This is a genomic window from Microbacterium saperdae (assembly GCF_006716345.1).
In the GTDB taxonomy this organism is placed as follows: Bacteria; Actinomycetota; Actinomycetes; order Actinomycetales; family Microbacteriaceae; genus Microbacterium; species Microbacterium saperdae.
In genome coordinates, this window is the sequence record NZ_VFOX01000001.1 from 1 (window position 1) to 21,676 (window position 21,676).

Below are 21,676 nucleotides of genomic sequence, written 5' to 3' on the forward strand. Positions count from 1 at the left end.
GAAGGTCACGACGGCGGGGAGCCGCTCGCCGGGGTCGTCGATCGCCTGCTGCACCGACGACCCGAACGCGGCGAACAGGGCGAGACCCGCGACCGCGGGGATCACGGCCTCCGGCGCGAGGAGGACGAGTGCGGCGAACGCGGCCGAGAATCCGCCGAGCACCAGGTACGACGCGCCCGTCGAGACGCCGGCGATCCAGCGCCGCTGCGGATCGGGGTCGGCATCGGGCCCTGCGGCGAGGGCCGCGCTGATCGCCGCGAGGTTGATCGCGTGACCGCCGGGCCGGTGCACCGAGCGCGGTGCCGAGGCCGGTCACCAGCAGTCGCCGTGACGCCAGGGCACCTCGTATCCGAAGCTGCGCATGACCGCGACACCCGGCACGTTCTGCGAGGCCATCGTCACGATGAACAGCGGCAGAGCCAGGCCGACCAGTGCGCCGACCGTGAAGGTGGGTGCCGTGAGCTCGAACCTGCGGCAGCAGCAGCGCCGGATCGACGGGCGCCCCCGCCTGCACGAGCGAGACGGCGACCGACCACGGCCGCTGTGACGAAGGCCAGCGGGACCGCCCACCGCGGCGCGAATCGGGCGAAGATCAGCCAGGTCACCACGACCGGCACGACGCCCCAGGGGTTCGCCACGATGCCGGTGATCGGCGCGAGGCACAGCGGCAGCAGCACCCCGGCGAGCATCGCCTGGGCGATCGACGGCGGGATGCGGGCGATCAGCGCGCCCAGCGCCGGCCAGAGCGCGGTCAGCAGGATCAGCGCGGAAGCCACGAGGAAGGCGCCGACCGCGGCAGGCCATCCGCCGTCCACGGTGCCGGTCGCGGCGAGCAGCGCGGCACCGGGGGTGGACCACGCTGCGGTGATCGGCATCCGATACCGCCAGGCGAGCACGATGCACGCGAGACCCATCGTGAGGCTCACGGCGAGGAGTCCGCTCGCGGCCTGCGCGGCCGTGGCTCCCACGGCACTGAGACCCGTGAGCACCACGGCGAAGGAGCTCGTGAAGCCCACCAGCGCCGTGACGACGCCTGCCAGGACCGGGCGCGACACGCTGTGGGGGCGGGGCGCTCCGTTCGGGTGGGACGGGGGAGCGGTGCCTGGCATGCTCCGAGGCTAGCGCCCGCGCGGCGTCGTCACGCGAGACCGAGGCGATGCGCCAGCACGACGGCCTGCACGCGATCGCGCGCACCGAGCTTCTGCAGGATGCGCGACACGTGCGTCTTCACCGTGGCCTCGCCGATGTACAGCGCTCCGGCGATCTCGGCGTTGCTGCGGGCGTCGGCGAGCAGCGCCAGCACCTCGGCCTCGCGCTCGGTCAGGGGCTCGGCGAGCACGGTGGCGGGAGCGGTGGCGGGAGCGGGAGCGGCGGGGGCCGCGACGACCGGGCCGGTGGCTGGGGTCGCGGCGAACCGGGCGAGCACGCGGCGGGTGACCTCGGGCGCCAGCATCCCGTCGCCGGCGGCGAGGGCGCGCACGGCGGCGATCAGATCCTCGGCGTCGGCGTTCTTGAGCAGGAAGCCGCTGGCGCCGGCCTCGAGCGCTCGGTGCAGATAGTCGTCGCGGTCGAAGGTCGTGACGATCGCGATCGCGGCGGCCACCGCGGGGTCGGCCACGATGCGCCTGGTCGCCTCGATGCCGTCCATGTCGGGCATCTGCACGTCCATCGTGATGACGTCCGGCTGTAGAGCGGATGCCTGCGCCACGGCATCCGCGCCGGTCGCCGCTTCACCGACCACCGTGATGTCGGGCTGCGTCTCGAGGATCGTGCGGAACCCGGCGCGGAGCATCGCGTGGTCGTCGACGAGCAGCACGCGGATGGGAGTGGTGGTCATGCGGGATCCTTCACTGCGGCGGTGGGGGAGAGCGGCACGCGTGCCCGCACCCGCAACCCGCCGTGCGGTCGCGGTGAGACCTCGATCGTGCCGCCCGAGGCGATCGCCCGTTCGCGCATGCCGAGCTGCCCGAGCCCCGGACGGAGTTGACCGACCGTGCGACCGGTGTTGACGATCTCGACCTCGACGCCGTCGTCGTCGTACCGCACCCGCACATCAGCGGTCGCTCCGACGCCGGCGTGACGACGCGCGTTCGTGAGCGACTCCTGCGCGATGCGGTAGAGGTTCACGGCCACGACCGACGGCACGCGCATCGGCTCGCCGATCACGGTGTACGCGGTGGGCAGTCCCGCATCCGTGGAGGAGGCGGTGAGATCGGCGATGTCGGCGAGGGTGAGGGTCGATGCCGGTTCTGCCGTGTCGCCCCCGGGCGTGCGCAGCGTCTCCAACAGCTGGCGCAGTTCGCTGATCGCATCGCGCGCGGAGGACTCGATCCCCGTGAGGATCCGCTTCGACTCGGACGGGTCCCGCTCGATCACCAGCCGCGCCGCTCCGGCCTGCACGCCCATGACCGACACGTGGTGGGCGACGACGTCATGCAGCTCCCGGGCGATGCGTACGCGGTCCAGCGCGACCGCCTGCGCGGCGGTCACCTCGCGCTCGCGCTCCAGCTCGATCGTGCGCTGCTCCAGCACGGTGCGTTCGGCGGCCGATGCCCATGCGCGCTCGCCGAAGTAGTACGCCCCGCCGAAGTAGAGCGCGTTCAACATGATCTGGATCATCATGAAGGCGATGTAGGGGGAGAACGCCCCGGCGACGACATCCGCCTCATCCGCCTGCTTGATGGCCTCGTAGTACATGGTGATCAGCAGCCAGGCGAACATGCCGATGATGATCGCGATGCGCACGATCATGGCGCGGCGGCGGTCGTTCATCCAGGCACCCACCGAGTACAGGCCGATGAACATCGCGATGTTGCCGACGTAGAGCTCCGGCACCTTCACGGTCACCGCGACGAAGTAGGCCGTCGAGGTCACCACGGCGACGATGCCGGGCCAGCGGCGACGGAATGCGAGGGGAGCGGTCACGACGACGGAGTAGACCAGAGCGGTCCACAACGGCGCCTGCTGATCGCCGTAGATCTGGGCGATCGACGACAGTCCGGCGCTGATGTCGGCTCCGGCGAACAGCACGGCGGCGAGCAGCAGATCGTTGCGGCGTTCGCGGGCGGTCGGCGTGCGGGTGAACGGCATCCTCCCACCGTAGGGCGGAGGGGGATGCCGCGGCATCCGTCCCGTGGGGGAGATTCCCCCGGAACAGACTGTTGACGGCGTGCTTGTTTTTTGCAAGTATGCAGGCGACGGGTCTCGTGCCCGATCGACGGATGCCGCATTCCGCGGCCCGCGAAGCGACAAAGGAGTCATCGTGACCAAGGTCTTCGTCAACCTGCCCACCACCGATCTCGAGCGCAGCAAGGCGTTCTACACGGCACTCGGCTGCGAGATCAATCCGCTCTTCACCGACGAGAACGCCGCGTGCGTCGTCTGGGCGGAGGACATCTTCTTCATGGTGCTCAAGCGCGAGTTCTTCGCCACCTTCACCGACAAGCCGATCGCCGACCCGAACGAGGTCGCCCAGGTGTCCGTCTCCTTCAGCCGCGACTCCCGCGAAGACGTCGACGACATCCTCGCCAAGGGGCTCGCAGCCGGTGGCACCGAGCCCAAGCCGGCGCAGGACTACGGCTTCATGTACTCGCGCGACCTGGACGACCCCGACGGCAACTCGCTCGGCTTCCTGTTCATGACCGAGGAGGCTGTCGAGAACGGACCCGAGCACGTCGCGGAGCAGAGCACCGGCTCCTGACATGGCAGCGCGCAGCTACGGCCAGTACTGCGGTGTGACGACGGCCGTCGAGTTGATCGGAGAGCGGTGGGCGCTGCTCATCGTGCGCGATCTGCTCGTCGGCCCTCGCCGCTACACCGACCTCCGGCTGGGCCTGCCGCGCATTCCGACCAACATCCTCTCCACCCGGCTCAAGGAGCTGCAGGAGGGCGGGGTCGTGCGGCGGGTTCCTCTGCACAACTGCGGACTCGTCTACGAGCTCACCCCGTACGGCCGCTCGTTCGAGCCGATCATGCTCGCGATCGGACGCTGGGGATTCCAGGCGATGGGTGACCCGAGAGAAGGCGACGTCGTCACCCCCGACTCGTTGACGATGGCACTGCGCACCGCCTTCCGGGCGGAGTCGGCGACCGATGCCGAGTACGAGCTTCATGTGGGCGATGTCGCCCTGCGCGCCTCGGTGCACGGCGGCGCTCTCCGCGTCGCACAGCTCGCGCCGCCCGCCCCGCCCGTGGGCGGTACCGCCCCCGCGGGTGATCCGGATGCCGTGATCGTCGCGGGTCCCGGCATCCGACTGCTGATCGGCGGCGAGCTCACTCCCGCCGAGGCGCTCGCACAAGACGTCGTCGCGGTGGTCCGCGGCGAGGAGGCGTGGCTGGATTCGTTCGCCACGACCTTCCACATCCCGGCGCTGGTGGCAGCGCGCTGAACCGCACGGCAGCATCCCTTCGCAAGGAGCACGACATGAGCACTGACGCTTCGACCTCCCCCGCATCCGGCCGCATCCTGATCGACCTGTTCACCTCTCTCGACGGCGTGGCCCAGGGGCCGGGCGGCACCGATGAGGACACCTCGGGCGGCTTCCGCTTCAGCGGCTGGCAGGCCGGCTATCCGACCGAGGGGGTGGGATCCGAGATCGACAAGGGGATGCGACAGCTCGATGCACTGCTGCTCGGCCGCCGCACGTACGACATCTTCGCGGGGTACTGGCCACACCACACCGACGGGCCGGAGGGGGGCATCGGACAGCTCTTCAACCGGGTGCCCAAGTACGTGGCATCCCGGGATGCCGACATCGCCCTGGACTGGGAGGGCAGCACGCGCGTCGGCGGCGACCTGGCCGCGGAGATCGCACAGATGCGGGCGTCGCACCGCGAGGTGCACGTGATCGGCAGCCTCGACTTCGTGCACACGCTGCTCGCGGAGGGGCTGTTCGACGAACTCAACCTCTGGGTCTACCCGCTGCTGCTCGGCGCAGGCAAGAAGGTCTTCGACGACAACGCGCTTCCCGCCGTGCTCCGGCTGCTGCATCCCCCGATCACCGACGAGGGCGGCGTGACGCTGCTCCGCTACGGTCGCACCGACCGGACGCCGGAGGTCGGGACGTTCTGAGCGACGCGCCTAGCCGAGCAGCCGCTCGATGACCTGCGCCACCCCGTCGTCGGCGTTCGACGCGGTCGTCTCGTCTGCCGCGTCCTGCACCACGGGTTCCGCATCGGCCATGGCTACGCCCCGTCCTGCCCAGCGCAGCATCTCGACGTCGTTGAGGGCATCGCCGAACGCCACGACCTCGGAGCGGTCGATATCGAGGTGCCGGCACAGGCGGGCGAGGCCGGTGGCCTTGGTGACGCCTTCGGCCATGACCTCGACGAACGGGGCGCCGGAGAGCGTCGCCTCGAAGCCCGTGAGACCGAGATCCTTGAGCGTCTCGAACAGGGCGGCCGGCGCGAGCTCGGGGTGACGGATCACGAACTTCAGGCTCGGAGCCGCGAGCACCTGCTCGAGCGGCACGCCGCCCATCGTCTCGGGGTCGCGCTTGTGGTCGGAGAGGTCCGCGATCTCGGCGTAGCCGTGCTGGGCGACGAAGGTCTCGCCGCCCTCGCGCACGCTCGCGAACAGCAGTCCGGGGATGCTGGCGCGCAGCGCGGCGGCGAGCGTGCGGATCGTCTCGGCAGGGAGCTCCTCGGCGAACAGCATCCGACCTTCGGTGAGGTGGATCGCGTACGCGCCGTTGCTGCACAGCGCCCATCCGTCGAAGGCGGCATCGGCGGCGATGGTGCGCAGCCCGATCGGCTGTCGCGCCGTGACGGGGACGACGTGGATGCCGCGGCTGCGGGCGGCGTCGAGCGCGGCGCGGGTGCGCGGCGTGACCGTGGACGACGGGTCGAGGAGAGTGCCGTCGAGATCCGTTGCGATCAGGCGGAGCGTCACGGGAGCACGGTCACGAGATCAGGGTCACGAGAAGATCATCGGAAGATCGTCGTCGTCCTCCGCGCCGCCGGTCCCCAGACGGCTGCCGTCGAGGTCGACGACCACGGGCACGTGATCGCTCGGCTGCTCGCCCTTGCGCTCCTCGCGATGGATGGATGCGCCGGACACGGCGTCGGACAGCGTGCGCGAGCCGAGGACGAAGTCGATGCGGACCCCCTCGTTGCGGGGGAACTTGAGCCGCTGGTAGTCCCAGTAGGTGAAGCCCTCGGGGATGAGGGGGCGCACGACGTCGGTGACCCCGGCGTCCTGGAAGGCGAAGAACGCCTGGCGCTCGGCGGGGGAGACGTGGGTCGACACGCCCTCGACGATGTCGGGGTCGCCGTTGTCGGTGTCGAACGGGATGATGTTGAAGTCGCCGACCAGGGCCAGCGGCAGGTCGGGGTTCGCCGAGAGCTCGGCGGCCGTGGAATTGCGCAGCGCCTCGAGCCAGTGCAGCTTGTAGGCGTAGTGCGGGTCCTCGAGAGAGCGGCCGTTCGGCACGTACAGGCTCCACACCCGCACGCCCTCGACCATCACGCCGAGCGCACGGGCCTCGAGCGGAGCATCCGGGCCCTCATGGCCCTTGGCGAAGCCCGGCATCCCGTCGAAAGCCGTGCGCACGTCGGTGATCGGCAGGCGACTCGCGATCGCGACGCCGTTCCACTGGTTCAACCCGTGCACCTCGACGTGGTACCCGGCCTCTTCGAACGGGCCGTAGGGGAACTGCTCGGGCTTGCACTTGATCTCCTGCATCGCCAGCACGTCGATGTCTTCGCGCACGGCGAATTCGACGGTGCGGGTGACACGGGTGCGGATGGAGTTGACGTTCCAGGTGGCCAAGCGCATGCCTCCAGCCTAGTTGCGGCATCGGACACCGGAGTTGCGGCATCGGACACCGGAGTTGCGGCATCGGACACCGGAGTTGCGGCATCGGACACGCAGACTTTCTGCAGAACACGCTTCCCGCGGAACACAGAGCCTGCGCCTTCTACACTGGACGTCGTGACCGCACTCGACGCAGACCGCCAGACACTTCTCGACCTCATCAAGGATGAGGCGGTGTTCCACGGCGACTTCACCCTTTCCAGTGGCAAGAAGGCGACGTACTACGTCGACATGCGCAAGCTCACGCTCGACCACAGGGCCGCCCCCGCGATCGGCCGCATCATGCTCGACCTGATCGGCGACCTGGATGTGGTGGCGGTCGGCGGGCTCACGCTCGGAGCCGACCCGATCGCGAACTCGGTGCTGCACGCCTCGGTCGCCACCGAGCGCCCGCTCGACGCGTTCGTCGTGCGCAAGGAGCCGAAGGACCACGGCCGCGGCCGTCAGATCGAGGGTGCAGACGTCAAGGGCAAGCGGGTCGTGGTGCTGGAAGACACCTCCACGACCGGACAGTCCGCACTCAAGGCCGTCGAGGCCCTGCGTCGCGAAGGCGCCGAGATCGTCGCCGTCGCCGTGATCGTCGACCGCAAGACCGGGGCCCAGGCTGCGATCGAAGCCGAGGGTCTCGAATGGCGCGCCGCCTTCGACCTCGACGACCTCGGACTCGACCCGCAGTGACGCGCTACGCACTCGCCGTCGACGTGGGCGGCACGAAGATGGAGGCCGCCCTCGTGAGTGAGGACGGCGCGCTCGTGGACGGCAGCCGCAGCAGGCAGGCCACCGGGCGCGAGGCCACGATCGACTCGCTCACCGCGGCGGTGCGCGCGATCGTCGCGCATGCGCTCGCCGCGGCTCCCGTGGGAGCGGACATCGTCGGTGCGGGTGTCGGCAGTGCCGGCCCGATCGACCGCGCGGCCGGTGCCATCATGCCGGTCAACATGCCCCTCGCTCGTGGCTTCGGCCTCGCGGACGCGGTGCGCACGGCGGCATCCGACATCCTGGGCCGCGAGGTGCCCACGACTCTCGGCCATGACGGCGGCGCGCTCGCGCTCGCGGAGTCCTGGCTCGGCGCGACGCAGGAGGCGGGCGCCTCGCTGTCGATCGTGGTGTCGACCGGCGTCGGCGGCGGTTTCGTGGCGAACGGCGCCTACATCCCCGGGGCCACCGGCAACGCCGGACACCTCGGACAGGTGCGCCGTGAGGGCGGGCTGACGCTCGAGGAGATCGCCTCGGGTCCGGCCAGCGCCGCCTGGGCCCAGCAGCAGGGCTGGACCGGTGCGACCGGTGAGGATCTGGCGAAGGATGCCGCGGCCGGTGACGAGATCGCCCGTGCGGCCATCGAACGCTCGGCGAAGGCCGTCGGAGAAGCGCTGGCGGATGCCGCGACCCTCGTGGACCTCGACATGGTCGCGATCGGCGGCGGTTTCTCGCGCGTCTCCGCGGACTACATCGACCTGGTGCAGCAGGCGCTCACCGCGAGTGCGGCCCACGAGTATTCGCGGCGTGCCCGCGTCGTGCGCTCGGGCCTCGGCGACGAAGGGCCGCTGATCGGCGCCGCCGCGCTCGTCATCCGCTGAGCACGGCGGTACGAAGAACGACCGTCATTCCGTTCACTCTCCTAACAAATACGCCGTAGGCTCGTGGGAGACGACGGAAGGACTGCGCATGCGCGTACTCGGCCTGCTCTCGGGCACCTCACACGACGGCATCGACGTCACGGTGGTCGACTTCGACGAGACCGACGGCGCTCTCCGCGGCACCGTGCTGCTCGAGGACAGCATCCCCTACGCCCCCGCGCTCCGCGCACGTCTGGTCGCCGCGCTTCCGCCCGCCCCGACGACCCTCGCCGAGGTGTGCGAACTCGACACCCTGATCGGACAGGCGTTCGCCGAGGTCGCCGCCACCGCCGCCGCGTCCGTCGGGGGAGTGGACGCGGTCTGCACCCACGGCCAGACGGTGTACCACTGGGTCGACGCGGGGCACGCGCTCGGCACGCTGCAGATCGGGCAGCCGGCGTGGATCGCCGAGCGCGTCGGCGCGCCGGTCGTGTCCGACGTGCGCATCCGCGACATCACCGTCGGCGGCCACGGCGCCCCGCTGGTGTCGTTCCTCGACGAGCTGCTGCTGCGGGGACGCTCCGGGACCTCGGCCGCGCTGAACCTGGGCGGCATCGCGAACATCACGGTCGTCGGCGACGGCATCTCCGCCTACGACATCGGTCCGGCGAATGCCCTGGTCGATGCCGTGGTGGTCGACGAGGAGCTGAACGACCTCGGCTACGACGAGGATGCCGCGATCGCCCGCACCGGCGCCGTCGACGAGACGTTGCTCGCGACGCTGCTCGCCGACCCCTACTACGCGCTCCCCGCCCCGAAGAGCACCGGCAAGGAGCATTTCCACCTGGACTACGTGCGCGCGCAGCAGTCCGGACGGGCGATCTCGACGCCCGACCTCGTGCGCACGCTCACCGAGCTCACGGTGCAGACCGTCGCGCAGGATGTGCGCGCGGCGGGCATCGGCTACCTCGCGGTATCGGGAGGCGGCTGCCGCAATCCGCTGATCATGGAGGGGCTGCGCGCCGCACTGCCCGAGGTCGACGTGGTGCTCGCTGATGAGCTCGGCGCCTCGGCGGACAACAAGGAAGCAGTCCTGTTCGCGCTGATCGGCTGGTGCACGATGCACGGCGTCGCCGCCGTCATCCCCGGAGGAACCGGAGCGCGTGCCCCGCGGATCCTCGGCACGATCACCCCGGGATCTGGACCCCTGCGCCTGCCGGAGCCGGTCGCCGCCGTCACCAGCCTGACGCTGCAGTCCTGATCGGCCGAATCGGCAACCGGAGCGGTCTCAGCGCGGAGGGCGCTGGTCCTCGTCCCAGGGACCTTCCCACCAGCCCGCGCGTCCGTCGCCGTCCCCCGAGCCGCGGCGGCGGGAGCGGACGAACTGCACGATGAACACCGTGAGCGAGCTCAGCAGGATCAGGAACACCACCAGGAACAGCACGTCGGACTGATTCATGGACGCTTCCCCTCTGCGGCATCCGAGACGATCTTGGCGATGCGGGCGCTGCGCGTCTCGGGACGCTTCGCCATCGCGATGTGGGTGAGGCCGAACTTCTTGACCGACTTCGGGAACGCGTCCCAATGCGCCCGTGCCTCGGGGGCGGCGTCGAGCGCGGCGGCCAACTCGTCGGGCTCGATCCCCGCCTCAGGTCCGTCGAGCATCTCCCACGCCCCGTTCGCCTTGGCGACGTCGAGCGCGCGGATGCCGGCCGGTGCCAGCAGGCCCGCTTCTTCGAGGTCGGCGATCCGGGCCTTGTTAGTCGCCGCCCAGCCGCTGGTCGCGCGCCGCGGCGAGAACCACTGCGCGTTCATGCCGTCGAAGGTGCGCACGGGGCCGTCGATCCACCCGAAGCAGAGCGCCTGTCGCACAGCATCCTCGTAGACGAGCCCGTCGACGGCGCCCCCGCGCACGTGCAGCAGCCAGACGCCGGCGGCGCGCCCGTGGTGCTCCTCGAGCCAGGCGCGCCACGCCGCGGCATCCGCCGCCGTCAGCCGCTCGCCGTCGTCGAGTGCACCCATGTCAGTCCTCGTCGAGCGTCGGGATCGTGCCGGTGACGGTGGGCAGCAGGTCCGCGACCGAGTCCACGATCTCGTCGGGCCGGAACGGGTACTTCTCGATCTCGGCCTGGTCGCTGATGCCGGTGAGCACGAGGATCGTGTGCAGGCCGGCCTCGATGCCCGCCACGATGTCGGTGTCCATGCGGTCGCCGATCATGCCGGTCTTCTTCGAGTGCGCGCCGATCTTGTTGAGCGCTGACCGGAACATCATCGGGTTCGGCTTGCCGACCACGTAGGGCTCCTTGCCCGTGGCCTTGGTGATGAGCGCCGCGATCGCGCCGGTGGCCGGCATCGGGCCTTCGGCGCTGGGCCCGGTGGCGTCGGGGTTCGTGACGATGAAGCGCGAGCCGGCGTTGATGTGGCGGATGGCCTTGGTGATCGCCTCGAACGAGTAGTTGCGGGTCTCGCCGACGACCACGAAGTCCGGCTTGGTCTCGGTCATGATGAACCCGGCCTCGTGCAGCGCGGTGAGGATGCCGGCCTCGCCGATCACGAAGGCGGAGCCGCCGGGCAGCTGCTGCGCGAGGAAGTCGGCGGTGGCGAGAGCGGAGGTCCAGATGCGCTCCTCCGGAACGACGAGTCCGCTCGAGCGCAGACGGGCCGAGAGGTCGCGCGCGGTGAAGATCGAGTTGTTGGTCAGCACCAGATAGGGGATGTCGTTGCGCTCCCACCCGGCGAGCATCTCGGACGCGCCCGGGATGGCGTCGTTCTCATGGACGAGCACGCCGTCCATGTCGGTGAGCCAGCATTCGATGTCGTCGCGGTGTGCCATGTGCACAGCCTATTGCTCGCGGGTGTCCCGTACCGAGGTGCGGGCTGTGACGGGGGCTGCGGGGGAGCGGGAGTCTCGGCCGATGAGGGTTCGAGCGGCGGGTCTCAGGCCGTGAGCCAGATCACATCGGCCGCATGGGCGATCTCGGCCTCCGCGCCCTCGACCGAGAAGCCGCCCGCGGTCACCGACACCTCGACGCCCACCGCGATCCCTGCGGCCTCGACCGCGCGCAGGATCTCGGGGTCGCGGTCGTCGACCCGCAGCACGCGCCCGATGTGCCCCGTCGCCGCATCCGCGAGCAGCACGAAGGGCTCGCGGTCGACGCGACCGTCGGCATCGGGGATGGCGTCACCGTGCGGATCGAACCGCGGGCGCCCCAGGCGTGCGTCGATGCCTTCCAGCAGCCGGTCGCTGATGGTGTGCTCCAGCACCTCGGCCTCGTCGTGGACCTCGTGCCAGCCGTAGTCGAACTCACGCACCAGCCAGGTCTCGATGAGCCGATGGCGCCGCACCATCGCGAGAGCGCGACGCGTTCCGGCATCCGTCAGACGCACGGCGCCGTAGGGCACGTGCGAGACGAGACCGGCGGCGGCGAGCTTCTTCACCATCTCGGTGACCGAGGAGGGGGCGATGCCGAGCTTCGCGGCGAGCACCGAGGGGGTGATCGGGGCGTCCTGCCATTCGGTGTGCGCGTAGACGGTCTTGAGGTAGTCGTCTGCTGCCGGGGATGCCACGCGACCAGTCTAGGTCAGCGCCCTCGGCGGGCTCGCGTCACGGGTTGGCGACGGCGACCAGGATGCCGAATGCGGCCTGTCCGGCGAAGAACACCACCAGGAAGCCGAGCAGGGCGGCGAGGAGCGACAGGCGTCCGTCGAAGCCCTCGATGTCGGCGATGCCGATCTTGCGGGCACGGAACGCGAGCACGAGCGTCGCGATGCCGAGGGCGAGCTGCACCCACGGGCTGGCGAGATCGATGGTCTTCGGGAAGGCGACCAGGAGGCCGCCGATCACACCGGTCGCGATGCCGATCCAGGTGAGGATGCGGACGGTGCGGCGGGCGTGATCGGCAGACATGACTCCGAGCCTATCCGCGGCTCAGGCGCCCGTGAGCACGAGCCACAGCAGGGCGCCGTTCAGGGCGATCAGCAGCACCGAGGCGACCACGCCGGCGGCGGTCGTCCAGACGCGGTTCGCCCACACGCCGAGCGTGCGGCGCTGGGCCGTCAGCGCGACGAGCGGGATCAGCGCGAACGGGATGCCGAACGACAGCACGACCTGGCTGAGCACGAGTGCGAGCGTCGGGTCGACGCCGATGCCGAGGATCACGAGTGCCGGGATGAGCGTCACCAGGCGCCGGGCCAGCAGTGGCACGCGCACGTGCAGCAGGCCCTGCATGATCTCGGCGCCGGCGTACGCGCCGACCGAGGTCGAGGCGAGACCGGAGGCGAGCAGCCCGACCGCGAAGAACGTCGCGACGACGGGGCCGAGGCCGGCGGCCAGTGCGGCGTGCGCGCCCTCGAGGGAGTCCGTACCTTCGACGCCGGCGAGGTTCGCGGCGGCCAGCAGCAGGATGCCGAGGTTCACCGAACCGGCGATGACCATCGCGATCGACACGTCCCAGCGCGTCGCGGTGAGCAGGCGGCGGATGCGCGAGACATCGGTGCGCACGGCCTCGGCCGCGGCGTGCTGAGCGTGATCCTGGTCTCGGAGGGATGCCGCTCCGAACCGGTCGCGGCTGAGCGCGGAGTGCGCGTAGATCGCGTGCGGCATGATCGTCGCGCCCAGGATGGATGCGGCGAGCAGCACGGATCCGGTGCCCTCGAAGCGGGGGACGAGGCCGCCCACCACGCCGGCGGGATCCGGGGGCGCGACGAAGACGCCGGCCACGAAGCCGATCGTGATGATCGCCATGAGGCCGACGATCACGAACTCGAAGTGCCGCGGTCCCCGTCGGCTCTGCACCGCCAGGAGCACCATCGAGACGGCGCCGGTGATCACGCCGCCGAGCAGGAGCGGCACGTTGAACAGCAGGTTCAGCGCGACTGCGCCACCGATCACCTCGGCGAGGTCGGTGGCCATCGCCACCAGTTCGGCCTGCAGCCAGTACGAGCGTCGCGCCCAGCGGCTGCGGATGCGGGAGCCCAGCACCTCGGGAAGGCTCTGCCCCGTGACCACCCCGAGCTTGGCCGAGAGGTACTGGATCAGCCAGGCCATCACGTTGCCCGCGACGACGACCCACACCAGCAGGTAGCCGTACTGCGCACCCGCCGTCATGTTGCTGGCGACGTTGCCCGGGTCGAGATACGCCACGCCCGCCACGAGTGCGGGGCCGAGCAGCCAGATGCTGCGGGGTGGAGTGGTGCGCGTCACGGGCGCCTCGGCAAGCACGGGATTTTTAGGCATGCCGAAATCGTAGCGGATTTTTCGGTACACCTAAATATCTTTCGAGGATGTGTCCGGATAGCCTGGCGGGATGGATGAGCAGACGCCCGAGAGCGGCACGCCCGAGCGCACCACCCATGGCGTCGGGCCCTGGCCGGGTGGCGCGGACGAATGGCCTGAGGGAGAGCAGTACGACCCCGAACTGCTCGAGCTCGGAGACACGCGCAACGTGATCGACCGCTACCGCTACTGGCGGATGGAGGCCATCGTCGCGGACCTCGACACGCAGCGGCATCCGTTCCACGTCGCGATCGAGAACTGGCAGCACGACATGAACATCGGCTCGATCGTGCGCAGCGCCAACGCGTTCCTCGCCGACACCGTGCACATCATCGGCCGCCGGCGCTGGAACAAGCGCGGTGCGATGGTCACCGATCGGTACCAGCACGTCGTGCACCACGAAGACGTCGAGACCTTCGCCGCCTGGGCCGCGGAGGCGGGCATCCCGATCATCGCGGTGGACAACGTGGAAGGGTCCGTCCCGGTCGACAGGGCCGAGCTCCCCGAGCGCTGCGTGCTGCTGTTCGGTCAGGAGGGCCCGGGTCTGTCGGCGGAAGCGCTCGCCGCGGCATCCGGCCATGTCGAGATCACCCAGTACGGCTCGACGCGCTCGATCAACGCCAGCGCCGCCGCGGCCGTGATCATGTACGAGTGGTGCCGACGCTTCGCACGCTGACCGCGCGCGACCACCCTCGACAGCCCGCGTCTCCGGGCGTACCGTGAGTGCCGAACGAGGAGGTTCTCATGGTCGAGCTGACACCCATCCGTCCCTATCTCTGGTTCGACGATCGGGCACGGGAGGCGATGGAGTACTACGTCTCGGTGTTCCCGAACTCGTCGATCGGCGACGTCGTCCTCTATCCGGACGAATCGCTCAGCGAGCATTTCGAGGGGATGACCGGCAAGGTGCTCAACGGGGAGTTCACCCTGAACGGGGTGCCGTTCGGGTGTATCGACGGTGGGCCGGCCTTCCGCTTCAACGAGTCGATCTCCTTCGTGATCGCCTGTGAGGACCAGGCCGAGATCGACCACTACTGGGCGGCGCTGTCCGCCGTGCCGGATGCCGAGGCCTGCGGCTGGTGCAAGGACCGCTTCGGCGTCAGCTGGCAGGTCGTCCCGGCCGGACTCGATCTCCTGCAGCAGAGCTCGGAGCAGATCCAGGCGCTGATGCAGATGAAGAAGATCGTGATCGCCGACCTCGAGAACGCCTGAGGCCCGCGAATCTCAGGCGGCGGCCGACAGCCAGCGGCCCGAGCGCACCCGCCACCCCAGCGTCGCCAGGCGGGCGAGCAGATACACCCCGAAGAAGGCGAGCGAGAGCCAGATGAGTCCGGCGCTGCCATCGACTCCCACGGCGGCGATGATCCACAGCGCGGGCAGGAACGGCACGAGGTTCAGGCCACCGGCGATCGCGAGGTAGCGGGCGTCGTTCGCTCCCATGAGCACACCGTCGAGCACGAACACCACGCCGGCGACGGGCTGGGCGACCGCCAGCACGATCAGTGCCGGCTGCACCAGCTCGGCCACTGCGGGATCACCCGTGAAGACGATGCCGAGCACCCCCGAGAGCGCAGCGATCAGGCCGCCCACGATGACGCCGAACCAGGCGCCCCAGGCCACCGTGCGTCCGAGCACGCGATGCACGCGTTGCTCGTCACCGGCGCCGAGCTCCTTGCCGATCAGCGCCTGCGCGGCGATCGCGAGCGCATCGAGAGCGAACGCCGCCGCGGAGAAGATCGTGAACACGATCTGCCAGCCCGCGAGCTCCTGCGTGCCGAGGCCGGTGGCGATCCCGACGGTGGCGAGCAGCGCGACCCGCAGACTCACGGTGCGCAGGAACAGCCACCCTCCGGAGCGGGCGGTGTTGCGCAGGCCGTCGCGCTGGGCGCGCAGCGAGGCGCTGTGTTTCGTGGCCAGGCGGCGGATGACGAGTGCGTAGGCGGCGACCATGCCCCACTGCGCCGTGATGGTGCCTGCGGCGGATCCGGCGATCCCCCAGCCGAAGCCGTAGATGAAGAGCACGTTCAGCAGGGCGTTCGCGCCGAACCCGAGCCCGGCGATCCACAGCGGGGTCACCGTGTCCTGCATGCCGCGCAGCAGCCCCGTGGCCGCGAACACGATCAGCATCGCGGGCAGGCCCCACATCGAGATCACCAGGTAGTCGTTCGCCTGGGAGGAGACCGCATCTCCGGCGCCGAAGAGCGAGACGAGCCAGGGGGCGGACACGGCGCCGACCACCGCGAGCACGGCGCCCAGGCCGAGGGCGAGCCACATGCCGTTGATTCCGACCGAGACCGCGTCCCCCGGCTGCCCGGCGCCGAAGCGACGCGCCACGGCGGGCGTCGTCGAGTAGGCGAGGAACACCATGAGCCCGACGATGGTCTGCAGGATCGCACCGGCGATGCCGAGGCCGGCCAGCGGAGTGGTGCCGAGGTGTCCGACCAGCGCGGCGTCGACGATCAGGAACGCCGGCTCGGCGATCAGCGCGCCCAGCGCGGGGACCGCGAGCCGCAGGATCTCTCGGTTGAGGGAGATGCGCGCGGTCATCCTCCGAGCCTATGGGCTGGCGCCGACGTCCCGTTCCCCGGTGCTGGTGCTGGTGCTGGTGCTGGTGCTGATGCTGATGCTGATGCTGGTCGCTGCCGGTGCTCCGGCTGGTGCCGACGTTTCCCCGCCGTCGTAGGGTGGAGGGAATCGGATGCCACGGAGGTGCATCATGACCGATCCCCGCGAAGCCGCAGCCCGGTACCGCGCGCAGCAGCACGGTGCCGACGAGGAGGAGGGCGGCACGCCGCCGGGGATCGCCGCGGCCGTCGACAGGGCCGCGTTCATCGAGACCGCGATCCAGGTGGCGATCCGCCGTGGAGACTTCGACGATCTGCCCGGCGCGGGCAAGCCGCTCGAAGGACTCGGTACGCACCACGACCCCGACTGGTGGATCCGCCGCAAGATCGAGACCGAGAACCTCACCGGCCTCGGGCCGCCCGCGATCCTGCTGCGATCCGAGGACAAGGGGCTGGACGCCGAGCTCGACCTGCTCGGCCGTGAGGCCGACGTGCGCACGGTGCTGGAGGACTTCAACCGCCGGGTGTACGAGGCCAGACGTCAACTGCAGGGTGGCCCGCCGGTCGTGACCTCGCCGCGCGACATCGACGCCGAGGTCGCCGCCTGGTCCGCACGGCGCTCGGCCCGTGTCGCCGCCGCATCCGCCGAGGAACCCGCGCCGCCGGCCCGCCGCCGCTTCGGCATCCGTCGTCGCGACTGATCGATTCGTCCCCCCTGACTCCCCGTGCCGTGTTCCGTGCCCCTGGGGGAGGCGGGTCATAGGGTGGACGCATGACTGACGTTCTCCCCGCAGGCCTGGCCACCGACGAGTTCAGCTCCGACATCCGTCCGCAGGACGATCTGTACCGCCACGTCAACGGCGCGTGGCTCGCGCGCACCGAGATCCCGGGCGACAAGGCCCGCTGGGGCTCGTTCCACCTCCTCGCCGAGCAGGCGGAGGCCGACGTCCGCGCCATCATCGAGGAGTCGCAGGATGCCGAGCCCGGCACCCTCGCCGGCAAGATCGGCGGACTGTTCGCGAGCTTCATGGACACCGAGCGCATCGCCGCGGCCGGTGTGACCCCGCTCGCCGAGACCCTCGCCGAGATCGAGGCGATCGACGGCATCCCCGCCTTCCTCCGCACCGTGGGCGCCTATGACCGCGACGGTCGCGCGCACCTGATCGGCTTCTACGTCGACGGCGACCCCGGCGACCCCGAGCGCTACGTGCCCGTGGTCGTGCAGTCCGGCCTGTCGCTTCCCGACGAGAGCTACTTCCGTCTCGACACCTTCGCCGACACGCGCGCCGCCTACCGCGCCCACCTCGAGCGCCTGCTGACGCTGGGCGGCATCCCGGATGCGGCGGCGACCGCCGACCGGGCGATCGCGCTCGAGACCGAGCTCGCCGGGCACCACTGGGACAACGTGCGCAGCCGTGACGCGGTCGCGACCTACAACCTGAAGACCTGGGACGAGGTCCAGGCACTCGCGGGCATCGACCTCGCTCCGTGGCGTGACGCGGTCGCGCCGTCGAACCCCGATGCCTTCGCAGAGATCGTGGTCTCGCAGCCGAGCTTCCTCGAGGGACTCGGCTCGCTCCTGACCCCCGAGCGCCTCGACGACTGGAAGGCCTGGCTCCGAGCCCAGGTCGTGCACGCGGCCGCCCCGTACCTGACGGATGACTTCGTGCAGGAGAACTTCTCGTTCTACGGCACCGAGCTCACCGGCGTCCCCTCGATCCGCGAGCGCTGGAAGCGCGGCGTCTCGGTCACCGAGAGCGCCCTCGGCGAGGCCATCGGCAAGGTCTATGTCGAGCGGCACTATCCGCCGACGGCGAAGGCCGCGATGGACGAGCTGGTCGCGAACCTGATCGAGGCCTACCGCCAGAGCATCACCGACCTGGAATGGATGACCGCGGAGACCCGCGAGCGCGCGCTCGCGAAGCTCGACTCCTTCACGCCCAAGATCGGGCACCCCGAGGTGTGGCGGGACTACTCCAGTCTCGTGATCGACCGCGCCGACCTGTTCGGCAACGTGCGTCGCGCCGCGATCTTCGAGCACGACCGCCACGTCGACAAGGTCGGCAAGCCGATCGACCGCACGGAGTGGCATATGCCTCCGCAGATGGTGAACGCGTACTACAACCCGTCGATGAACGAGATCGTGTTCCCCGCGGCGATCCTGCAGTACCCGTTCTTCGACGCCGGCCGTGACGCCGCAGCCAACTACGGCGGCATCGGCGCGGTCATCGGTCACGAGATCGGACACGGCTTCGACGATCAGGGCAGCCGCTACGACGGCGACGGGCGCCTGCAGGACTGGTGGACGGATGCCGACCGCGCCTCGTTCGAGGAGCGCACCAAGGCGCTCATCGCGCAGTACGACGAGCTGGTGCCGGAGGGGCTCGACCCGGAGCACCATGTCAACGGCGCACTCACGATCGGCGAGAACATCGGCGATCTGGGCGGTCTGGGTATCGCGCTCAAGGCCTACGAACTGTCGCTGGGCGGGGCCGAGGCGCCGGTCATCGACGGCTATACCGGCGTGCAGCGGCTGCTGCTCTCCTGGGCGCAGGTCTGGCAGCAGAAGAGTCGTGACGCCGAGACGCTGCGACTGCTGACCATCGACCCGCACTCGCCGAACGAGTTCCGCTGCAACCAGATCGTGCGCAACATCGACGCCTTCTACGAGGCGTTCGACGTGGCCGAGAAGGATGCTCTGTGGCTCCCTGCCGCCTCGCGGGTGACCATCTGGTGATCAGGCCTCGGAGCCTGTGAGGGAGCGGCTCTGTGGCTCCCTGCCGCCTCGCGGGTGACCATCTGGTGATCAGGCTTCGGAGTCTGTGAGGGAGCGGTTCTGTGGCTCCCTGCTGCGTCGCGGGTGACCATCTGGTGATCAGGCTTCGGAGTCTGTGAGGGAGCGGTTCTGTGGCTCCCTGCCGCGTCGCGGGTGACCATCTGGTGACCAATGTCCGGAGTCTGTGAGGGAACCTCATCGACCGGGGTTACGATATCGGTGCCGCGGGGGAACGTGCCCCTCGGCGTCCCTTCCACCCCCCTCGGTAAGGATCCTGCGTGGGCGCGCCCAAACCCTCGGTCCCTGACCCCGCCAACGGGTCTGACGCCGCCCTGCGCCGCTCTCAGCGCACCGGTCGGCGCCTCCCGCGGCGGGCCGCCGTAGGCCGCCGATCGTTCACCTCGACTCTGCGCGCGCTGGAAGCTCTCGTGGACTCCGGGGCGCAGGTCTCGGTGCACGTCGTGGACCTCGACAGTCACGAGCACGTGCTGTCCGGCGATGATCATGTCACGATGCCCATCGCCGGGCTCGGTGTGGTCCCGCTGCTGATCGAGGTCGCCGCCGGATTCCAGAGCGGCGAGCTCGACCCCCTCGAGATCGTCGAGCGCACGAACATCGATGCGGTGTCGACGTCGGGACTGTGGCGGCATCTGCACGCGCCGGCACTCCCGCTCGAAGACCTGGCGGTGCTGGCGGCGACGGCCGGCGATCCGATCGCCGTGAACGCGCTGCTGCAGAAGGTGGGGCACGACCGGGTGCGGGAGCGCATCGAGTCCCTGGGTCTGCGGCGGACGGCGCTGCTCGACCGCTTCCGCGACCAGCGCGGGCCGGATGACGCGCCGCAGGTCGCCGTCGGGTCCACGCGCGAGCTGGCCGGCCTGTTCTCGGCCCTCGTGAACTCCGCCGTGGTCGATGCCGCGGTGAGCGCCCAGGTGTCGGAGTGGCTCAGCCTGAACCAGGATCTGAGCCTGGTCGCGGCATCCACGGGGCTCGATCCCTTCGCGCACGACCACGACGCGCACGGCCTGCTGTTCGTGAACAAGACCGGACGCGACCGTGGCGTGCGCGCCGAGGCCGGAGTGCTGGCGGGACCCCGCGCGGGCGTCGGCTACTCGCTCATCGTCTGCTTCGACGACCTGTCGATCACGCACCGGTTGCGCGCGCACGACGCCTTCCGCGTGCTGGGCGTCGAGCTCATGGAGTACACGCACTGACCCTCGACCCTTGTCGGGCCGACGAACTCAGGGGAGCATGCGCCGCAGCAGGTCGGTGAGGGCGCGGCGATCGACGGCGGGCAGCTGCGCGGTGAACGGGAGTAGCGCCTCGCGGAGCGCGACGCCGAGCGCATCCGCGACGGCACGCCCTTGATCGGTGAGCACCACATCGACAGCACGCGCATCCTGTGCGTTCGCCACGCGGGCGAGCAGCTCCTTGCGCTCGGCCCGCGCGACCAGCCCGGTCATCGTGGACTTCTCGAGGCCCAGGTATTCGGCGAGATCGCTCATGCGCAGCCTCCGATCCCGCAGGATCGCCAGCACGCGCAGCTGCGTGAGGGAGAGGCCGGCGTCGGCGGCGAGTCCGGTCAGCGCTCCCATCGTCGTGAAGGCGGTCTGCCCGAGGGCATCGATGAGGTCGTCGTCGTGAGTCTCCGGGGGCATGCCACCGAGGATACTTGACGACGTTCGTATTGCGAACTAGTTTGGTTCGTAATACGAATTAAAAGGAGAGTGGCATGTACGCAGCAGTCGTCAACTCGTTCGGCACCGCACCCGTCTGGCAGGCGTTTCCCGAGCCGCAACCACGGAGCGGCGAGGTCGTCGTCGACGTTCTCGCCGCCGGCCTGCACCCGCGGGTCCGTTCGCAGGCCGACGGCTCGCACTACACGAGCGAGGGCTCGCTGCCTCTCATCCCGGGGGTGGATGGGGTCGGCCGCTTTCCCGACGGCACGACGCGCTATTTCGCGGTGGCGAGCGACATCCGAGGCTCGATGGCGGAACGTGTGGCCGTCGATCCACGTGCCAGTGTCAGGATCCCGGACGGCGCCGACCCAGTGGCTGTCGCCGCTGCGGCGAACCCGGTGATGTCGTCGTGGGTCGCACTGCGCCATCGCATCGCGTTCCCACGCGATGCACGGGTGCTGATCCTCGGAGCGACGGGGGCGGCGGGAACGGCGGCCGTGCAGGTCGCGAAGCACCTGGGGGCGGCGCGGGTGATCGCCAGCGGTCGCAACGTCGCACAGCTCAAGCGGGTGACGGCTCTCGGCGCCGACGAGATCGTGCCGCTCGGCGACGAGGATGCGCTCGGGCGTGCCGCCGGAGATGTCGACGTCGTCCTGGACTACGTCTGGGGAAGCCCCGCCGCCGCCGCCATGCGCGCCATCGTGACGGCCAGGACGACGCCGGGAGCTCGGCTCGACTGGATCACCATCGGATCATCCGCCGGTCAGGACGCCGCGATCCCCTCGGCAGCGCTCCGGTCGTCCGGTCTCACGATCGTCGGCAGCGGCCAAGGCTCGGTCGGCCGTTCGGCGTTCGTCGCCGAGCTTCCCGAGATCGTCAAGGTCATCTCGGATGGCACGATCGTGAGCGCACCGACCGCCGTCCCCGCATCCCAGGTCGAGGCGGCGTGGACGTCCGCGGGCGGGCCGGGTGCAGGCCGACTCGTGCTCACGTTCTGACTGGGTAGGCTCAT

Annotated in this window: 26 protein-coding genes and 1 pseudogene; 13 read left to right on the top strand and 14 right to left on the bottom strand. The window is 70.2% G+C overall.

Going from position 1 to position 21,676, the window contains the following annotated elements; translation table 11 throughout:
* From FB560_RS21035 to FB560_RS00015, 4 genes and pseudogenes are all read right to left on the bottom strand, one after another.
* Positions 1 to 492: pseudogene (locus FB560_RS21035) on the bottom strand (benzoate/H(+) symporter BenE family transporter); the annotation flags it as partial.
* Positions 399 to 1,109, bottom strand: coding sequence for a benzoate/H(+) symporter BenE family transporter (locus FB560_RS21040; protein WP_267901896.1), 711 nt, complete (start codon positions 1,107 to 1,109; stop codon positions 399 to 401). The pseudogene FB560_RS21035 and the gene FB560_RS21040, both read right to left, overlap by 94 nt.
* A gap of 29 nt (positions 1,110 to 1,138) precedes the next feature.
* Positions 1,139 to 1,837 (bottom strand): response regulator, encoded by a 699-nt coding sequence (locus FB560_RS00010; protein WP_141870478.1) that lies wholly within the window; start codon positions 1,835 to 1,837, stop codon positions 1,139 to 1,141.
* Positions 1,834 to 3,090 carry a sensor histidine kinase gene (locus tag FB560_RS00015; protein ID WP_229673349.1) on the bottom strand — a complete coding sequence of 419 codons (1,257 nt, stop codon included), beginning with the start codon at positions 3,088 to 3,090 and terminating at the stop codon, positions 1,834 to 1,836. Before FB560_RS00015 ends, FB560_RS00010 begins: the two co-directional genes overlap by 4 nt.
* 169 nt (positions 3,091 to 3,259) lie before the next feature.
* Here FB560_RS00015 and FB560_RS00020 point away from each other — a divergent pair, with 169 nt between their 5' ends.
* From FB560_RS00020 to FB560_RS00030, 3 genes are read left to right on the top strand one after another with little or no spacing between them, the layout of a single operon-like run.
* Complete coding sequence (locus tag FB560_RS00020; RefSeq protein WP_141873044.1) at positions 3,260 to 3,700, top strand: VOC family protein; 441 nt, start codon at positions 3,260 to 3,262, stop codon at positions 3,698 to 3,700.
* Position 3,701: 1 nt separating this feature from the next.
* On the top strand, positions 3,702 to 4,388 hold the full coding sequence (locus tag FB560_RS00025) for a winged helix-turn-helix transcriptional regulator (RefSeq protein WP_141870480.1): 687 nt from the start codon (positions 3,702 to 3,704) through the stop codon (positions 4,386 to 4,388).
* 35 nt (positions 4,389 to 4,423) lie between these two features.
* On the top strand, positions 4,424 to 5,071 hold the full coding sequence (locus tag FB560_RS00030; protein ID WP_141870481.1) for a dihydrofolate reductase family protein: 648 nt from the start codon (positions 4,424 to 4,426) through the stop codon (positions 5,069 to 5,071).
* Between the two features lie 9 nt (positions 5,072 to 5,080).
* Here FB560_RS00030 and FB560_RS00035 read toward each other — a convergent pair whose 3' ends face one another.
* Together FB560_RS00035 and FB560_RS00040 are read right to left on the bottom strand one after the other, a co-directional pair.
* Positions 5,081 to 5,890, bottom strand: coding sequence for a Cof-type HAD-IIB family hydrolase (locus tag FB560_RS00035; RefSeq protein ID WP_141870482.1), 810 nt, complete (start codon positions 5,888 to 5,890; stop codon positions 5,081 to 5,083).
* Between the two features lie 24 nt (positions 5,891 to 5,914).
* Positions 5,915 to 6,775, bottom strand: coding sequence for an exodeoxyribonuclease III (locus tag FB560_RS00040; protein ID WP_141870483.1), 861 nt, complete (start codon positions 6,773 to 6,775; stop codon positions 5,915 to 5,917).
* A gap of 156 nt (positions 6,776 to 6,931) precedes the next feature.
* On the opposite strand from FB560_RS00040, the gene pyrE reads away from it, so the two are divergent.
* From pyrE to FB560_RS00055, 3 genes are all read left to right on the top strand, one after another.
* Positions 6,932 to 7,492 carry an orotate phosphoribosyltransferase gene (gene pyrE / locus FB560_RS00045; protein WP_141870484.1) on the top strand — a complete coding sequence of 187 codons (561 nt, stop codon included), beginning with the start codon at positions 6,932 to 6,934 and terminating at the stop codon, positions 7,490 to 7,492.
* Positions 7,489 to 8,391 (top strand): ROK family protein, encoded by a 903-nt coding sequence (locus FB560_RS00050; protein ID WP_141870485.1) that lies wholly within the window; start codon positions 7,489 to 7,491, stop codon positions 8,389 to 8,391. The genes pyrE and FB560_RS00050 overlap by 4 nt, the downstream gene beginning before the upstream one ends.
* An 88-nt stretch (positions 8,392 to 8,479) precedes the next feature.
* Positions 8,480 to 9,631 carry an anhydro-N-acetylmuramic acid kinase gene (locus FB560_RS00055; protein WP_141870486.1) on the top strand — a complete coding sequence of 384 codons (1,152 nt, stop codon included), beginning with the start codon at positions 8,480 to 8,482 and terminating at the stop codon, positions 9,629 to 9,631.
* A gap of 27 nt (positions 9,632 to 9,658) precedes the next feature.
* On the opposite strand, the gene FB560_RS20595 is transcribed toward FB560_RS00055, so the two are convergent.
* From FB560_RS20595 to FB560_RS00080, 6 genes are all read right to left on the bottom strand, one after another.
* Positions 9,659 to 9,829 (bottom strand): hypothetical protein, encoded by a 171-nt coding sequence (locus tag FB560_RS20595; RefSeq protein ID WP_170197992.1) that lies wholly within the window; start codon positions 9,827 to 9,829, stop codon positions 9,659 to 9,661.
* The gene (locus tag FB560_RS00060; RefSeq protein WP_141870487.1) at positions 9,826 to 10,392 is read right to left on the bottom strand and encodes a YdeI/OmpD-associated family protein; all 567 of its coding nucleotides are present in this window, start codon (positions 10,390 to 10,392) and stop codon (positions 9,826 to 9,828) included. Before FB560_RS00060 ends, FB560_RS20595 begins: the two co-directional genes overlap by 4 nt.
* A gap of 1 nt (position 10,393) precedes the next feature.
* Complete coding sequence (locus FB560_RS00065; protein ID WP_141870488.1) at positions 10,394 to 11,203, bottom strand: HAD-IIA family hydrolase; 810 nt, start codon at positions 11,201 to 11,203, stop codon at positions 10,394 to 10,396.
* A gap of 104 nt (positions 11,204 to 11,307) precedes the next feature.
* Positions 11,308 to 11,937 carry a metal-dependent transcriptional regulator gene (locus FB560_RS00070; RefSeq protein ID WP_141870489.1) on the bottom strand — a complete coding sequence of 210 codons (630 nt, stop codon included), beginning with the start codon at positions 11,935 to 11,937 and terminating at the stop codon, positions 11,308 to 11,310.
* A 37-nt stretch (positions 11,938 to 11,974) separates the two neighbouring features.
* The gene (locus tag FB560_RS00075; RefSeq protein ID WP_141870490.1) at positions 11,975 to 12,277 is read right to left on the bottom strand and encodes a hypothetical protein; all 303 of its coding nucleotides are present in this window, start codon (positions 12,275 to 12,277) and stop codon (positions 11,975 to 11,977) included.
* 21 nt (positions 12,278 to 12,298) lie between these two features.
* Entirely contained in the window at positions 12,299 to 13,606 is a 1,308-nt protein-coding gene (locus tag FB560_RS00080; protein WP_141870491.1) for an Nramp family divalent metal transporter, read from the bottom strand.
* A 70-nt stretch (positions 13,607 to 13,676) separates the two neighbouring features.
* Here FB560_RS00080 and FB560_RS00085 point away from each other — a divergent pair, with 70 nt between their 5' ends.
* Entirely contained in the window at positions 13,677 to 14,321 is a 645-nt protein-coding gene (locus FB560_RS00085; protein WP_141870492.1) for a TrmH family RNA methyltransferase, read from the top strand.
* A gap of 68 nt (positions 14,322 to 14,389) precedes the next feature.
* Positions 14,390 to 14,857: a VOC family protein gene (locus FB560_RS00090; protein WP_141870493.1), complete on the top strand. Its 468-nt coding sequence runs from the start codon at positions 14,390 to 14,392 to the stop codon at positions 14,855 to 14,857.
* A gap of 12 nt (positions 14,858 to 14,869) precedes the next feature.
* On the opposite strand, the gene FB560_RS00095 is transcribed toward FB560_RS00090, so the two are convergent.
* Positions 14,870 to 16,192 (bottom strand): MATE family efflux transporter, encoded by a 1,323-nt coding sequence (locus FB560_RS00095; protein WP_141870494.1) that lies wholly within the window; start codon positions 16,190 to 16,192, stop codon positions 14,870 to 14,872.
* On the opposite strand from FB560_RS00095, the gene FB560_RS20600 reads away from it, so the two are divergent.
* The 4 genes from FB560_RS20600 to FB560_RS00115 all read left to right on the top strand — a co-directional run bounded on the left by FB560_RS20600 (position 16,170) and on the right by FB560_RS00115 (position 20,199).
* Positions 16,170 to 16,328 (top strand): hypothetical protein, encoded by a 159-nt coding sequence (locus FB560_RS20600; RefSeq protein WP_170197993.1) that lies wholly within the window; start codon positions 16,170 to 16,172, stop codon positions 16,326 to 16,328. The two genes, FB560_RS00095 and FB560_RS20600, sit on opposite strands and share 23 nt — an antisense overlap.
* Before the next feature lie 33 nt (positions 16,329 to 16,361).
* The gene (locus FB560_RS00105; RefSeq protein ID WP_229673351.1) at positions 16,362 to 16,910 is read left to right on the top strand and encodes a DnaJ family domain-containing protein; all 549 of its coding nucleotides are present in this window, start codon (positions 16,362 to 16,364) and stop codon (positions 16,908 to 16,910) included.
* A 71-nt stretch (positions 16,911 to 16,981) separates the two neighbouring features.
* A complete protein-coding gene (locus FB560_RS00110) occupies positions 16,982 to 18,946 on the top strand; it encodes a M13 family metallopeptidase (protein WP_141870496.1) in 1,965 nt (654 codons plus the stop codon).
* Positions 18,947 to 19,263: 317 nt separating this feature from the next.
* Positions 19,264 to 20,199: a serine hydrolase gene (locus tag FB560_RS00115; RefSeq protein WP_141870497.1), complete on the top strand. Its 936-nt coding sequence runs from the start codon at positions 19,264 to 19,266 to the stop codon at positions 20,197 to 20,199.
* Positions 20,200 to 20,226: 27 nt separating this feature from the next.
* Here FB560_RS00115 and FB560_RS00120 read toward each other — a convergent pair whose 3' ends face one another.
* Positions 20,227 to 20,643: a MarR family winged helix-turn-helix transcriptional regulator gene (locus FB560_RS00120; protein WP_141870498.1), complete on the bottom strand. Its 417-nt coding sequence runs from the start codon at positions 20,641 to 20,643 to the stop codon at positions 20,227 to 20,229.
* A 74-nt stretch (positions 20,644 to 20,717) separates the two neighbouring features.
* Here FB560_RS00120 and FB560_RS00125 point away from each other — a divergent pair, with 74 nt between their 5' ends.
* A complete protein-coding gene (locus FB560_RS00125; RefSeq protein WP_141870499.1) occupies positions 20,718 to 21,662 on the top strand; it encodes a quinone oxidoreductase family protein in 945 nt (314 codons plus the stop codon).
* Positions 21,663 to 21,676: the final 14 nt, after the last annotated feature.

Excerpts from the sequence above, each read along its gene's own strand:
- FB560_RS00110 (WP_141870496.1), top strand. The coding sequence starts at position 16,982 with ATGACTGACGTTCTCCCCGCAGGCCTGGCCACCGACGAGTTCAGCTCC.
- FB560_RS00055 (WP_141870486.1), top strand. The coding sequence starts at position 8,480 with ATGCGCGTACTCGGCCTGCTCTCGGGCACCTCACACGACGGCATCGAC.
- FB560_RS00090 (WP_141870493.1), top strand. The coding sequence starts at position 14,390 with ATGGTCGAGCTGACACCCATCCGTCCCTATCTCTGGTTCGACGATCGG.
- FB560_RS00125 (WP_141870499.1), top strand. The coding sequence starts at position 20,718 with ATGTACGCAGCAGTCGTCAACTCGTTCGGCACCGCACCCGTCTGGCAG.
- FB560_RS21040 (WP_267901896.1), bottom strand. The coding sequence starts at position 1,109 with ATGCCAGGCACCGCTCCCCCGTCCCACCCGAACGGAGCGCCCCGCCCC.
- FB560_RS00085 (WP_141870492.1), top strand. The coding sequence starts at position 13,677 with ATGGATGAGCAGACGCCCGAGAGCGGCACGCCCGAGCGCACCACCCAT.
- FB560_RS00120 (WP_141870498.1), bottom strand. The coding sequence starts at position 20,643 with ATGCCCCCGGAGACTCACGACGACGACCTCATCGATGCCCTCGGGCAG.
- FB560_RS00015 (WP_229673349.1), bottom strand. The coding sequence starts at position 3,090 with ATGCCGTTCACCCGCACGCCGACCGCCCGCGAACGCCGCAACGATCTG.
- FB560_RS00010 (WP_141870478.1), bottom strand. The coding sequence starts at position 1,837 with ATGACCACCACTCCCATCCGCGTGCTGCTCGTCGACGACCACGCGATG.
- FB560_RS00030 (WP_141870481.1), top strand. The coding sequence starts at position 4,424 with ATGAGCACTGACGCTTCGACCTCCCCCGCATCCGGCCGCATCCTGATC.
- FB560_RS20595 (WP_170197992.1), bottom strand. The coding sequence starts at position 9,829 with ATGAATCAGTCCGACGTGCTGTTCCTGGTGGTGTTCCTGATCCTGCTG.
- FB560_RS00080 (WP_141870491.1), bottom strand. The coding sequence starts at position 13,606 with ATGCCTAAAAATCCCGTGCTTGCCGAGGCGCCCGTGACGCGCACCACT.
- FB560_RS00040 (WP_141870483.1), bottom strand. The coding sequence starts at position 6,775 with ATGCGCTTGGCCACCTGGAACGTCAACTCCATCCGCACCCGTGTCACC.
- FB560_RS00060 (WP_141870487.1), bottom strand. The coding sequence starts at position 10,392 with ATGGGTGCACTCGACGACGGCGAGCGGCTGACGGCGGCGGATGCCGCG.
- FB560_RS00025 (WP_141870480.1), top strand. The coding sequence starts at position 3,702 with ATGGCAGCGCGCAGCTACGGCCAGTACTGCGGTGTGACGACGGCCGTC.
- FB560_RS00065 (WP_141870488.1), bottom strand. The coding sequence starts at position 11,203 with ATGGCACACCGCGACGACATCGAATGCTGGCTCACCGACATGGACGGC.
- FB560_RS00075 (WP_141870490.1), bottom strand. The coding sequence starts at position 12,277 with ATGTCTGCCGATCACGCCCGCCGCACCGTCCGCATCCTCACCTGGATC.
- FB560_RS00095 (WP_141870494.1), bottom strand. The coding sequence starts at position 16,192 with ATGACCGCGCGCATCTCCCTCAACCGAGAGATCCTGCGGCTCGCGGTC.
- FB560_RS00105 (WP_229673351.1), top strand. The coding sequence starts at position 16,362 with ATGACCGATCCCCGCGAAGCCGCAGCCCGGTACCGCGCGCAGCAGCAC.